General features: G+C 48.9%; 11 protein-coding genes. 8 read left to right on the top strand and 3 right to left on the bottom strand.

Annotated elements, in window-relative coordinates; translation table 11 throughout:
- The first annotated feature begins 189 nt into the window (after positions 1-189).
- From ABWW03_RS10105 to ABWW03_RS10095, 3 genes are all read left to right on the top strand, one after another.
- Positions 190-1,368, top strand: coding sequence for a GGDEF domain-containing protein (locus ABWW03_RS10105; protein ID WP_353408059.1), 1,179 nt, complete (start codon positions 190-192; stop codon positions 1,366-1,368).
- A gap of 1,253 nt (positions 1,369-2,621) precedes the next feature.
- Positions 2,622-3,230: a DUF4823 domain-containing protein gene (locus ABWW03_RS10100; protein ID WP_353408058.1), complete on the top strand. Its 609-nt coding sequence runs from the start codon at positions 2,622-2,624 to the stop codon at positions 3,228-3,230.
- Between the two features lie 145 nt (positions 3,231-3,375).
- Positions 3,376-3,948 (top strand): DUF1285 domain-containing protein, encoded by a 573-nt coding sequence (locus tag ABWW03_RS10095; protein WP_353408057.1) that lies wholly within the window; start codon positions 3,376-3,378, stop codon positions 3,946-3,948.
- Between the two features lie 78 nt (positions 3,949-4,026).
- Here the strand turns inward: ABWW03_RS10095 and ABWW03_RS10090 are convergent, their stop codons facing one another.
- Positions 4,027-5,652 carry an electron transfer flavoprotein-ubiquinone oxidoreductase gene (locus ABWW03_RS10090; protein ID WP_353408418.1) on the bottom strand — a complete coding sequence of 542 codons (1,626 nt, stop codon included), beginning with the start codon at positions 5,650-5,652 and terminating at the stop codon, positions 4,027-4,029.
- Between the two features lie 658 nt (positions 5,653-6,310).
- Between ABWW03_RS10090 and ABWW03_RS10085 the strand changes: the two genes are divergently transcribed.
- The gene (locus ABWW03_RS10085; protein WP_353408056.1) at positions 6,311-7,060 is read left to right on the top strand and encodes an electron transfer flavoprotein subunit beta/FixA family protein; all 750 of its coding nucleotides are present in this window, start codon (positions 6,311-6,313) and stop codon (positions 7,058-7,060) included.
- 1 nt (position 7,061) lies between these two features.
- The gene (locus ABWW03_RS10080; RefSeq protein ID WP_353408055.1) at positions 7,062-7,991 is read left to right on the top strand and encodes an electron transfer flavoprotein subunit alpha/FixB family protein; all 930 of its coding nucleotides are present in this window, start codon (positions 7,062-7,064) and stop codon (positions 7,989-7,991) included.
- Positions 7,992-8,100: 109 nt separating this feature from the next.
- Here the strand turns inward: ABWW03_RS10080 and ABWW03_RS10075 are convergent, their stop codons facing one another.
- Complete coding sequence (locus ABWW03_RS10075; protein WP_353408052.1) at positions 8,101-8,544, bottom strand: hypothetical protein; 444 nt, start codon at positions 8,542-8,544, stop codon at positions 8,101-8,103.
- Positions 8,545-8,739: 195 nt separating this feature from the next.
- Here ABWW03_RS10075 and ABWW03_RS10070 point away from each other — a divergent pair, with 195 nt between their 5' ends.
- Genes ABWW03_RS10070 through ABWW03_RS10060 form a run of 3 tightly spaced genes read left to right on the top strand, consistent with a single transcriptional unit; the run spans position 8,740 to position 11,793 of the window.
- Positions 8,740-8,940: a DUF2788 domain-containing protein gene (locus ABWW03_RS10070; protein ID WP_353408051.1), complete on the top strand. Its 201-nt coding sequence runs from the start codon at positions 8,740-8,742 to the stop codon at positions 8,938-8,940.
- 36 nt (positions 8,941-8,976) lie between these two features.
- Entirely contained in the window at positions 8,977-11,217 is a 2,241-nt protein-coding gene (locus tag ABWW03_RS10065) for a response regulator (RefSeq protein ID WP_353408049.1), read from the top strand.
- Between the two features lie 54 nt (positions 11,218-11,271).
- Positions 11,272-11,793, top strand: coding sequence for a ClbS/DfsB family four-helix bundle protein (locus tag ABWW03_RS10060; protein WP_353408048.1), 522 nt, complete (start codon positions 11,272-11,274; stop codon positions 11,791-11,793).
- Positions 11,794-11,804: 11 nt separating this feature from the next.
- On the opposite strand, the gene ABWW03_RS10055 is transcribed toward ABWW03_RS10060, so the two are convergent.
- Complete coding sequence (locus ABWW03_RS10055; RefSeq protein WP_353408046.1) at positions 11,805-12,821, bottom strand: AraC family transcriptional regulator; 1,017 nt, start codon at positions 12,819-12,821, stop codon at positions 11,805-11,807.
- Positions 12,822-12,952 lie beyond the last annotated feature (131 nt).

The raw sequence follows: 12,952 nt of genomic DNA, 5'->3' as shown, positions 1-12,952 counted from the left end.
CCACTGTTCTGTTCAGGGAGTTTGACCGAATTGGGTAGTCGTTTCCGCCTGATATTTAGGGGCGATAGCCGTCAAGAAATTCCTGATATTTAATCCTCAATTAATGTAAGCGATGAATGCCGAGATCAATCTCTCTCATTATCAGTCAGTATTTTAGTATTAAATGAAAGCACATATATTGGAGCGCTCTTGGAACTACACGATATTACCCTGATGCTAACGTTATCGCTGGCTTCTTTGGTTGGGGCAATTATCCTAGGGATATTGTCCTACATGAGCCGAGCGGTGGAGGGGGCGAAGTACTGGGCGATTGGGCTGGCTTTGCTATCATTTGCTTACGGTTCCCACTTGTTTTTTAAGGATATGTCCTTGGTCGTCCGAGCAAACAGCCATAATCTGTGTTTGCTTCTGGGGCACGCTTGTTGGTTGATTGGTACCTTTAAGTTTGTAGGTCGGCCATTATCCGGTCACCAAAAGGCTTGGCTCATTGTTCCGGTGATTGCCTTAACCTTATCTTTCACGATGTTGTGGCCAAAATTTGAATTCAGAATTGGCATTATTGGCATCTGGCTAATTGCGGTGCGACTGAGTTATGCGTGGATATTATTTCGATACGCTCACGACAATAAAATCGAAAAGCTAGCGGCCCACATTGCAGCAATCGTCGCCTTAGCTGAAGTCTGTTTTACCATCGTGTATACGATTTATGGCACCTTAGGGAATCTCTCTTTTATTGGCGAGCAGATGAACTGGGTTTCCGGTATCACCTGGTGGGGCGCATTAATGGGTATCACGATTAGCACACCGTTATTGATGTTGTTAAGCGTCGGAAGGCTGGTTGAGAAGCTGGACTTCGCGGCTCACCACGACGAACTCACCCAACTTCCCAATCGCAGGGGGTTTTACGCTCAGTTGATGCCGTTAATGTCCATTGCGAAAAGGAACAAGCAGCAAGTTACGGTGTTGATGTTGGACATTGACCACTTTAAACGTGTGAACGATCAGCATGGGCACGCGATTGGTGATGAAGTTCTGAAAATATTTGCCAAGTCTCTGCGTTCAGCTTTGCGAGATGCCGATATCGCTGCTCGCTGGGGCGGGGAAGAAGTGTGTGTATTTTTACATTCTGTGAATATAGATTTGGCGCTTAGTGTTTCAAATCGCATACGCGAAATATTCAGTGAGGCCTGCCAGAACCATCCCGTATTGAACGAAAGAATTTCTCTGAGTGTTGGTGTCGCAGGCCGATATCTCTCTGAAATGGAGTCGTTCGAGTCAATCCAGGCCGACGCTGACAGTGCATTGTATCAGGCTAAAAACAAAGGTCGTGACCGTGTGTGTGTCAGTGATGGGCAATGTTATGCCTAGTTTTTGATGGTTCTTATGAGTCTTCAATCAGCTTCTGCTCATTAATCCAATCGGAATACCATTGGATTAGCGTGTCGAATGTCGCGCGTATATCTTGCCCGCCTAGAAGATGGTGAACTCTGCCAAGACTATCTCCCGCGCGTGATGCCCACAGTCCCGCCAGGAGCTGTACTGGTCTAATGAGAGCGGACGGTTTTTAAAAATGTTTGGTGCGATTCGCGCTCTCTTTGATAGCGTTGAAATCTATACCTTCACAGACCTACTCACTCAAATTATTCGGCGCAAATATTAAAAACATCAAGTCTTTTTCTTTAGATTCTCTGTGGTAATCGAGGTAGGTTTGCTTAACAAGTTCAAGCAAATCAGCAGCAGTGTTGACTGTAAAAAATTCGATTTCAGGTTGTTCAATGTTGGACGTGTTTAGCTCATGCCCGGGAGCAAAAGCTCACACAGTAGCGCATAAGTTTAGAACGATAACACATTAATTTAAGGTAGGAATTTTTTGCCAATCTTTTTCCAAATACAGTGGTTCATACAGTGGCGGAAAAAATTCCAAGTTTTTGATTTTTCGCTATTTTCCTTTTTTTTCGTTTATTGCGAATTTTCGATGGCCAAAAGGGGTGTTTTTCCCTTTTATATCAAACACTTAATAAAAAAAACCCGATGTCTGGGGGAGAGCATCGGGCCAAGACCATTAGGAGTAAACACGTCGTTGAACATAGCTTTGAAGAAAGATAACAGTGCTCTGTTCGATCTGTAAGATGAAGACTGGCTGCTGTCATTTACCTTGCTGGCACTAATAAGTATTAATCAAATTAAAAAAAAAGCCAGTGAAATATAACGTTTGCTTAAATGTTTTTTTCATGTCTCGTTCCTTCTTAAATGCTCAATCCTTATATCCGCATCGGCTCTGGGCTCCGAGGTGATTAATCGCTAATCGTTATTGATTTTGGGTACTAATAAAACCTTTGCTATATAACTTTAAGTGACAAAAAAACTTTCTCGCCGCCGAGAGTTACGCTTTGGCCCTAAACTTGCAATTTTTCATGGGACATATTCGAAGTCAGGAAATTGTCGGAATTTTCGTGGCGAATGTTCTTTTGAGCAAAAAATATGGGTTCTGGAAGGGCGAAAAGTGTCCTCTTCAGAGTCGTCAGTGGCAGGAGTTTGCCGCTGGGCCCAGTCAATCGGTATCAGGCCGCCTTGTGGCCTCAAATGCCAAATACAATGAATAGGATTATGAGGGTTTTAACATGCAATTAAGTACGCCTGGCATCGCGCTGCTTCTCGGTGTATTGAGCTGTACCGCCTGCACCCCCCAGTACACACAAAATGTAGCCCAGAAGATTCCGGATTATTTGCAGCTACGCGACAAGGTGTATATTGAGCGACAGCAGCAATGGCGCTTGAACACTCACACGCCCTTGTATATTGCGATGGCAAAAAATGATCTGATTCCTCGAACGGAGCTTACCATCACCGAAAACCTGTACGATGCGTTATTGGAGCAGTTTCCCCTGAGCCGAGCCTCCTCAAACCCGGCAACGCTTGGCGAAGCCCTCGCCAGCGCTCGGCTTATGCGTATGCCCATCACGGTGTATCACCATCTGTCGATCATGGACGATCAATTGAGCAGCTGGCGGGAATACGATGAAGATATGGATTCTGGTAAGTCTCTGGGGAGGGATAGGGTGCGGTTGCAGATCCAGCTCTATGACAGCTACAGCGGCAAATTACTGGATTCCGCCATATTGGACTCAGTCAGCCGCCGCATTGCCTGGTCGCATATCACGCCACTGGAGCTACTTAAGCAGGCGTCGGCGCAATATGCCCAACAGCTGGCTATGGTGTCGCCTCTATAGATCTGGATCAAAGATTTGAGACAGAGGGTCCTTGCATCGAGGGGCGAGTGTCGGCAGACTGGAGCACCCAGATTCTGGGAAGACCAAAATCCTCCGTTGTATGGCCAACGTCACTGGCTAGTGAGACTCAAGAAGAGAGGGTGATATGCCAAGCAGGAATTATCAATTAAGACCGATGCTAGACCCAGAACAGCTCAGCCAGGCCATTCAACAGGCCGCCGAACCGGGGAAGCGCCCACCAGTGCATCTTTGGAACCCGGATTTCAGTGGTGATATCGATATTCGTATTGCCGCGGACGGCATGTGGTATCACGAAGGCGATCCCATCAAACGCCTCCCCCTGAGAGCCTTATTTGCTTCGATCCTCAAGCGCGAGGGCGATGACTATTTTCTGGTTACCCCCGTTGAAAAATGGAGAATTACTGTTGAAAGGCAGGTGTTCTCGTTAAACCAGATGATGGAGCTCGAAGATGATGGCGTCTATTACCTGGAGTTTCGCAACGAGATTGGCGAATTTGTCCGCTTGGATGCAGAGCATCCTATTTGGTTTGAAGAATACGGTAAGCAGAGTGTCCCCTGCATTGAAGTCCGTGATGGCTTGAGCGCCAGCCTGTCTCGCTCGGTATTTTATGAGCTGGTGAATCTGGCTCAGGATTGTGAAGGTGAAATGAAAGTCTTCAGCGGCGGAGTAGGGTGTTCACTGGGAAAGGTATACTAAGAGGCTTGTTGCTTCCGCGAATAAAACAAAAAAGGGCCTTTTAAGGCCCTTTTTTAATGGTACGGAAAAACCCATCCCCTACATGTTCGGGTAGTTCGGGCCGCCAGCGCCTTCTGGGCATACCCAGGTAATGTTCTGGCTTGGGTCCTTGATATCACAGGTTTTACAGTGAACACAGTTCTGACCATTGATTTGGAATTTCTTGCTGCCATCTTCCTGTTCAACGACTTCATATACGCCGGCTGGGCAGTAGCGCTGTGCGGGCTCATCCCATTTGGCGAAATTCACCTCCATTGGGATCGTGTCGTCTTTCAGCGTCAAGTGGCAAGGTTGGTCTTCCTCGTGGTTGGTGTTCGACAGAAACACGGATGAAGGCTTGTCGAAACTCAGCTTACCATCTGGCTTGGGGTAATCGATCTTCTTGGCTTCAGACGCCAGCTGCATACCCTCGTGATCCGGTTTGGGATCCGACAGGGTCCAGGGCAGGGAGCCGTTGAACACATTGATGTCGATAAAGGCGTAAGCCGACCCGAGGATGTTGCCCCATTTGTGTTGAGCCGGTCCGAAGTTACGCTGAGTGTGCAGCTCTTTCCAAGCCCAGGAGGCCTTGTAGGCATCCGCGAATTCCACCAGATCTTGACCAACGCGTTCTTCAGCAATGGCCTTTACGACGGCTTCTGCGCCTAACATGCCGGATTTCATGGCGGTGTGGCTGCCCTTGATCTTGGCAAAGTTCAGTGTGCCGGCGTTATCGCCCAGCAACAATCCGCCCGGGAAAGTCATCTTGGGCTGGGACTGCAGGCCACCTTTGGTAATTGCACGGGCACCGTACGCCAAGCGCTCACCGCCGTCCAGATATTGCTTGGCAACGGGGTGATGTTTGTAGCGCTGGAATTCGTCGAAAGGACTCAGGTGGGGGTTGCTGTATGACAAATCGGTGATAAGACCAATAACCACTTGATTGTCTTCAATGTGGTACAGGAAGGTACCACCCGCGGAGCCAGACTCGCTCAACGGCCAGCCTGCGGTGTGAACCACTAGGCCTTGTTTATGCTGTTCCGCTGGGATCTTCCAGATTTCTTTAATGCCGATACCATAATGCTGAGGCTCGACATCTTTATCCAATTCAAATTTGGCGATGAGTTGCTTACCAAGTTGACCGCGACAGCCCTCAGTGAACAGCGTGTATTTGCCATGCAGCTCCATGCCGGGCATGTAACTGTCTTTTTGTTGTCCATCCAGGCCAATGCCCATGTCACCCGTGGCAATGCCTTTTACGCTGCCGTCGTCGTGATAAACCACTTCGGCGGCGGCAAATCCGGGGAAGATTTCCACACCCAGGGCTTCAGCCTGCTCGGCCAGCCAGCGGCACAGGTTGCCGAGGCTAATAATATAGTTGCCGTCATTGTGCATGGTCTTCGGAGCAAAGAGGTGAGGAATCTTGATGCTGCTGTCCGCATTGCGCAACATATAGATGTCGTCGCCGGTCACCTCGGTATTCAGAGGGGCTCCGCGTTCTTTCCAGTCAGGGAACAGTTCATTAAGGGCGGTGGGCTCGAATACCGCACCGGAAAGGATGTGGGCGCCAACCTCAGATCCTTTTTCAACCAAGCAGACAGAGATTTCTTCGTTCAGTTGTTTGATACGACAGGCTGCTGATAGTCCGGCAGGGCCGCCACCAACGATGACCACATCGTATTCCATATATTCTCTTTCCACAGCTTCACTCCTGGCTTTTCTAGCTAAATACGGTTCCAGCGACAACGGAAACACTTGTTGCAGCGGTTTGGCTGGCTTTTTTGTGTTCTAGCAGCAGTGAGTTCGCCGCAAGAGGCCAGCTTTAAGGCAGTAGATTATCCCGGCTTTGGCGAAATTTTCTCATTCATTCAGTGGATATTCGCTATCACCCGAATGGATGTCTTAGAAAAACTGGCAAAGCGCTAAGATAAGTTTAAGTAATGCCCTTATACTCTTGTATTGGCGTGGATTATAGCTGCCGAGGCCGCATTAGACCAATGGTAAAAAGGCGCAAAGCTATGACCGAATGTTCCACCGCTGGGAGCAGGCCTATAGATGAAGGGCATCAAGTGCCTATTTTCTGCGCACACTAAGTACCATCTTTGTAGACTAAATGACTAATTCCAGCGACTTTGAGCAATCTTGCCATTCTCCATGAGCACAACAGGTATTGATTTTAGGGGGCCGCTGCTTCAACATACTCGCCGCTCGATGTGGCCACCTAAGTCTTTCTTTTGTTGGCCAGAGCACTGCGGGAATGTGGTACCACTCTTAAAACAACAAGGGCGTAAAGCCAGAGGGTGCTGCCGCGTTTATCCTTCAACGATAAGCGAATGGGAAACCGATGAAGATTCTTGTTGCTGTTAAACGCGTTGTGGACTACAACGTCAAAGTACGTCCAAAGTCAGACGGTACTGACGTTGATATTGCCAACGCTAAAATGTCTATTAACCCTTTCTGTGAAATTGCTGTTGAAGAAGCGGTTCGCCTAAAAGAGAAAGGCGTTGCGACCGAAGTAGTCGCTGTATCTCTGGGTACCAAGCAATCCCAGGAACAAATTCGTACTGCGATGGCACTGGGTGCTGATCGCGGCATTCTGGTGGAAACTGACGCCGAGCTGCAACCACTGGGTGTGGCTAAATGTCTGAATGCCATCATCGCCAAAGAGTCTCCTGACCTGGTTATCATGGGTAAGCAGTCTATCGATGGTGATAACAACCAGACCGGTCAGATGTTGGGTGCGCTGAGCAATATGCCTCAGGGTACTTTCGCCTCCGAAGTGGCTGTAGAAGATGGAACGGTCAACGTTACCCGTGAAATCGATGGCGGCTTGCAAACGGTTAAGCTGAACCTGCCTGCGATCGTGACTACCGATTTGCGCTTGAACGAGCCTCGTTATGCATCCTTGCCTAACATTATGAAGGCAAAGAAAAAGCCCCTCGATACCACAACGCCGGACGAGCTGGGCGTTGATATCGCACCGCGTGTACAAACCTTGAAAGTTGAGCCACCTGCCGAGCGCAGTGCGGGCATCAAGGTAGCAGACGTAGCTGAGCTGGTTGATAAACTGAAGAATGAGGCGAAGGTGATCTAAGATGAGTATTCTAGTAATTGCAGAACACGATAATGCCAGCCTCAAGGGTGCAACCCTGAACACCTTGGCGGCAGCAAAGGCGATTGGCGGAGACATTCATGTACTGGTTGCCGGTACAGCTTGTGGTGCTGTTGCTGAAGCTGCGGCTCAAGCGGATGGCGTTGCTAAGGTATTGCTTGCTGACAATGCTGCGTACGAAAACCAATTGGCTGAAAATGTGGCCGCTTTGGTTGCTGACTTGGGCAAGGACTACACACACGTTCTGGCCTCCGCCACAAGCAATGGCAAGAACATTATGCCTCGTGCGGCAGCCCTGTTAGACGTGCAGGCTATCTCTGACATCATTTCTGTTGAAAGCAGCGACACATTCAAGCGCCCAATCTACGCTGGTAACGTTATCGCGACGGTTCAAAGTTCTGATGCGATTAAGGTGATTACTGTACGTGGTACAGCGTTCGACGCCGTTGCGGCTGAAGGCGGTTCCGCGGCGGTTGAGTCTCTCGATAATGCTCAGGACGCTGGCGTGTCTTCTTTCGTTGGTGAAGAACTGGCGAAGAGCGATCGTCCTGAACTGACGGCGGCCAAGATCGTAATCTCCGGTGGTCGTGGCATGCAGAACGGCGACAACTTTGAAATGCTCTACAAGGTCGCTGACAAACTGGGTGCTGCTGTTGGCGCATCCCGTGCTGCGGTAGATGCCGGCTTTGTACCGAACGATATGCAGGTGGGTCAAACCGGTAAGATTGTTGCTCCTGACTTGTACATCGCTGTTGGTATCTCCGGTGCTATCCAGCATTTGGCCGGTATGAAAGACTCGAAAGTGATTGTGGCAATCAACAAAGACGAAGAAGCGCCTATTTTCCAGGTGGCTGACTACGGTCTGGTTGCGGATCTCTTTGAAGCGGTACCTGAGTTGGAATCTTCCATCTAAGCTCGCTTCGCGATGGGTTTGAGCGGGGCATTGCTCACCGTTTGAACAAAACCATCAAGCATAAAAAAAGCCGCTTTCGCGGCTTTTTTTATGCTTGAGAAAAGTGAAATTATTCGCTTTTCAGCTTTTCCAGAGCGCCTTCGGCCTTCTCTTTCAGCTCTTTCATTTTCTCTTCGTCTTTGGTGGCTTCTTCCAGCTTGTCCATTGCGTCGCCAGCAGCTTCTTCAACTTTCTCGCTTACCGCACCAACCGCTTCTTTTGCGCCTTCACCCAAGTCACTAGCGGCTTCTTTAACGCTGTCGCTGGCATCTGCCATAGCTTCAGAAGCTTGATCTTTCAGGTTAGAGGCTGCATCTTGAGTTGCTTGAGCCGCCTGATCCAGCATATTGCCAGATTCTTCGGCTGCTGTTTCAACCGCTGCTTTGGCTTCTTCAACGGCTGCTGCCGCCTTGCTTTCTTCATTGGCTTCCTGTGAACAGCCGGCCAGAGCCAAAACTGACGCCGCAGTGAAAGCCAACAGACCATTGCGTAGCAATTTAGTGTTAATTTTCATTCTATATCCCCTTTGTCTTCACTTATAATAAACCTAATGCAGGTAATCGGTGCAACACGTAGGCCCCATGTCCTCGGCAGCACCTTTGTACTTTTATGCGCCTCTCTAATATGAGCGACTCAAGCAGTGTATCTGGCTTATCCTGAATAGAAAAGTAACCGATACCACATTTTTAGTAAGACCTTGGAGTAATCAGTGGATATTGAAGCATTCGAAACCTGGTCCTTGTATCTTGGGGTAGGTGGATTAATTGCCTTTATGGCATTTATCGTCTGGGACCTTGCGAAGAAGTCCAATGCCGGGCGATTCGGTACCATGATTCTCTTCACCGCATTGGGTCTGGGGGTACTGGGCTTCATTATTAAAACCGTCATTGTTCAGATGATGGAGCAGTAATCCTGCAACCCCAAAGAAAAAGCGAGAACAAGCCCTATGTTTAAGCTCTTTATACCGGAATCCAAGGTACACCGTGACCGCCGTTTGATGCGGGAAACGGACAGTCGAATGGCGAAATACAGCCGTCGCGGTATTTTGATCAATTTTTGTGTGTACTTATTTTGCGTCTGGATGGGAGACCTCTATCTGCAGGCGCCGACAGTAACCTCGATTATGACCATCGGCTTGCTGTTGCTGACAGGAATGCGCAGCTTCTATCTGTTCCGTTTTGACTCCCTCTATCCCAGAGCACCTTCGCGGTGGCGGAATCAGTATTTTCTGGCCTCTCTACTCGGAGCCATTTGGTGGAGTGTGATTTTGGTAGCGTTCACCCGAATTAAGGGACTCGACGACGTCACGACCATCCTGTGGTTCTATACCATCGTTTTCTTTTCTTCCACTGCCAATGCTTTGGCACCGTATAACCGATACATGAGCTGGTATCAATTCTTCGGTTTGATTCCCGGTGCGTTAGCGATGGTGTCTTTAAGCACGATTAATGGATACCTGTACGGCATTATTATTTTGCTGTTTTTCCTGCTGATGATTCATCAAGGGCGTATCGTTGCTGAAAGTTATTGGAAAAGTTTGGAAACCAATCAGGCGCTGACACGTAAAACCATCGAGCTTGAAGCTGAAAAGCGGGACATGGAAGCGGCAGACCAATTCAGCACTGAGTTTTTACAAAACCTCGGCAGTGAGGTGCGGGTTAACTTAAATGATTTGCTGGGCAGCTTATCTTTGCTTGATCGTGATCAGCTCAATTCTCACCAGTCAGAGCTGGTGGACATGGCGCACCGAACGGCTATGCACCAGCTGGAATTGATCAATAACGTTGGGGATTATCTCAATACCGTTGGGCGACAGTACGAGCGTGATGTCAGTGTGTTCAACCTGCGCCGTTTGCTGGAAAACGTATTGGAAGATCTCTTTGAAGATGCGGCACATCAACACACAGAGTTGAATTATTTATTGAACTCAACCATTCCTCTGCGGGTGCGCGGTGACGCAGTGCGCGTCCAACAGATTTTACACCAGCTGATTTACCACGTGATGTATTCCACTCAGTCCGAAGAAATTACCATTGTGGGGAATTACAAACTGGATAATCAACGCGATGGAAATCTGACTCTGAAAATTCGCTTGATTGGTTCCGGCGAGGACAAATACTCTGCCTGGGAAACGACCGGGGAAAGCGAAGAGAGCGCTTCTACACTGGTGAACAGCTGGGAAAACAGCACGTCCTTTGTCGTGTGTAAGGCGCTTGCTGAATCGCTTTCCGGATTTGTCGAAGTCAGCCCTTCACGCCATCAGGTGCTTGTGAGCTTGCCTTTGGAAATTTCCGGCAGCTTGACTCAAGAAGTTCCCGTCAACGCAAGACTAAAAGGCAAACGCGCATTGCTGGTCGATGTGTCCAAAGAAGTGCGCAAACCCATGATGCGTGAATTTAAAGACTGGGGGCTGAGTGTTAAACACGAAAAAGACCTGGATGCAGTCGTGCAGCTGATGTGGGATGCCCGCAATGACGATGAAGCGTTTGATCTGGTCTTGTTTTACACCCGACACGGCAATCGGGATTGGATGGATATCTCCCAGCAAATTCTCGACAACGAACAGTTGCGCGATGTTGCTCAGCTTGTGGTGGGGAATAGACGGGATATGGAGTGTGAAGAGGTTACCCAATATGCCATCGATAAGATGCAGGTGGCACGCTTAAATAAGCCGCTCTCTCCCCATGCCGCACATAATGCCCTGGAATACCTCTTGCTCAAAGGCGACTACGCAAAGCCCGCCTGTTTGAATCACGACAAAGACCATGTGTTGTCTTTTGAAGGGCATACCGTGTTGTTGGTCGACGACCATCGAGCTAACCAATTGGTCACCCAGCGCCTTCTCGAAAAGTTGAAGCTCGAAGTCACTGTCGCAATTAACGGCAAAGAAGCGCTCGACAAAATGCAGCAGCAGACGTTTGATATCGTGTTGATGGATTGCAATATGCCCATCATGGATGGTTTTGAGGCCACTCAAATCATTCGTGATCGAGAAATTGAAGAAGAGCTGAAAAGCGCTGAACGTGGCGATCAAATTTCCGAGCACATTCCCATCATTGGCATGTCATCGCACCTGTTTAACGGGGAGAAGTCTCGAAGCTTTGCGGCTGGCATGGACGAGTACCTCGCCAAGCCTATTGAGTTTTACAAGTTGCAGCGTTTGTTGCAGCGTTGGTTAAATGGCTAAATAATTTTCGGCATGTCGGCTGCAAACCGACATGCCGAACTCTTAGTGAGTACAATGTCCTCCATTCCTCAAAATAAAGACGAATTACTGCACGCCATTCAAGACGGTTACCAAAAAATCCTGGGCGATTACCAGCGAGTGCCCGATGCTCTGGTTCGAACACCCGGCGTGGAAGGCAATGTCAAAGGTACCCTTATTAGCGTCAGCGACACTCTAGGATATCTTATCGGCTGGGGACGGTTGCTGATCAAATGGATCGATGCTCGAAACAAAGGCGAGCATATTGATCTTCCTGAAACAGGCTATAAATGGAATCAACTTGGGCAGTTGGCGGAGAAGTTTCACCGCGACTACGATGATTGGGAATACCATGCTTTGTTGGACGAATACGAGATCGTCATTCAAGAGCTTACGGAGATAATACGGAATACTTCCAATCAATCTCTCTATGTTGAGCTGTGGTATGAAAAATGGACATTAGGGAGAATGATCCAATTCAATACTTCTTCGCCCATGAAAAATATGAGAACAAAAGTTCGGCGTTTTCTTAAAGCGCAATCACTAGTGCAGAGCTGAACTCCGGGCGCTTAGATGTTCTCATTCTTCAGGAATTCCCGGGTCGTCATTCCGCTCCATTGTTTAAAGCGCCGAAAAAAGGAGCGGGGCTCACTGAAGCCCAATTGCTGGCAAATACTTTGACTGTCCACACGCTCTCGTAACAGTTGTTTGGCGAGTTCAAAACGAATATGGCTCAGTGCCTGTTGGTAACTGCTGCCAGCCTCTTCAAACCGTCGCTGCAACGTGCGGGAGCTGATGTTCAAAGTATCTGCGAGTGCATCTTTACTCAACTGACCCTGGGCAAGTTGTTGTCGCATCTTTCGGTGAATGTCTTCCAGACCCTGTGTGCGTTTCTGCGGACTTAATCGTTCGAGCAGCTGATCGGCATGAGCAATCAAAGACTCCTGCAAGGCCGGGTTTGCCTGGGGCAGGGCTTTGTCCATGGCATCTTTGGGGAGATGAAGGGCAGTGTGAGTTTGCTGGAACCGTGGTACGCAGGAGAACACCGCCTGGTATTCCGAAAGCTCCGTATCGGGTGCGGCATGTTGAAAGCTTACACCGCAGAGGTCACCTTCCAGCCCCAACATGTTTTTGCCATACAGAAACCAGGAAGCCAGTACGGCCTCGCTGATGTGACGTCTCGCCAAGGTATTGTCCAATTGGCAGTGCCAGATCTGTTCCATCCACCGTGCCCGTTCCACCAATTCGGTATGGCCCATGTCGCCCACCAGCGTCTCATAGGTGGGAACAAGCTCTATACATGCTCGTAGACTGGCCGCACTGATGGATATCAGCCCTAGACTGGCATACATTGTGGGATTGATATGATTGCTGGCGTATAAGCCGAAATAGGGATGGCCACTGGCCGAAATCAACGCAATTACAATGGCTTCAAATCGTGCCAAGCTGATTCGAGCACCATTATCCTCGAGTTGTTGTTCCGCAATACCATGGCTACGCAGAATCGAAGCCGTATCGACACCGAGCGCTTCTGCAGCGGTGAGATATTGTTTCAGAGCGGGAATGGATGCACTTACACTGCTCAAAGGGTGGCCTTATTTAAGGATGAGTGTCGTTTTCAAACTGAATGGGCGTTTGAGCAGACAACTTGGCTCGTTTGGTGATTCTAACGGCTTCTCCAGTCATCGAAAAGCGGCTTTGCGCAGAATAGTATTAA

This window comes from Pseudoteredinibacter isoporae (genome assembly GCF_040372805.1).
GTDB lineage: Bacteria > Pseudomonadota > Gammaproteobacteria > Pseudomonadales > Cellvibrionaceae > Pseudoteredinibacter > Pseudoteredinibacter isoporae_A.
This window is presented reverse-complemented; position numbering and strand designations above follow the sequence as displayed.

Coding starts and splice junctions, on each gene's coding strand:
- ABWW03_RS10100 (WP_353408058.1), top strand. CDS start 2,622: ATGCAATTAAGTACGCCTGGCATCGCGCTGCTTCTCGGTGTATTGAGC.
- ABWW03_RS10095 (WP_353408057.1), top strand. CDS start 3,376: ATGCCAAGCAGGAATTATCAATTAAGACCGATGCTAGACCCAGAACAG.
- ABWW03_RS10090 (WP_353408418.1), bottom strand. CDS start 5,652: ATGGAATACGATGTGGTCATCGTTGGTGGCGGCCCTGCCGGACTATCA.
- ABWW03_RS10085 (WP_353408056.1), top strand. CDS start 6,311: ATGAAGATTCTTGTTGCTGTTAAACGCGTTGTGGACTACAACGTCAAA.
- ABWW03_RS10080 (WP_353408055.1), top strand. CDS start 7,062: ATGAGTATTCTAGTAATTGCAGAACACGATAATGCCAGCCTCAAGGGT.
- ABWW03_RS10075 (WP_353408052.1), bottom strand. CDS start 8,544: ATGAAAATTAACACTAAATTGCTACGCAATGGTCTGTTGGCTTTCACT.
- ABWW03_RS10065 (WP_353408049.1), top strand. CDS start 8,977: ATGTTTAAGCTCTTTATACCGGAATCCAAGGTACACCGTGACCGCCGT.
- ABWW03_RS10060 (WP_353408048.1), top strand. CDS start 11,272: ATGTCCTCCATTCCTCAAAATAAAGACGAATTACTGCACGCCATTCAA.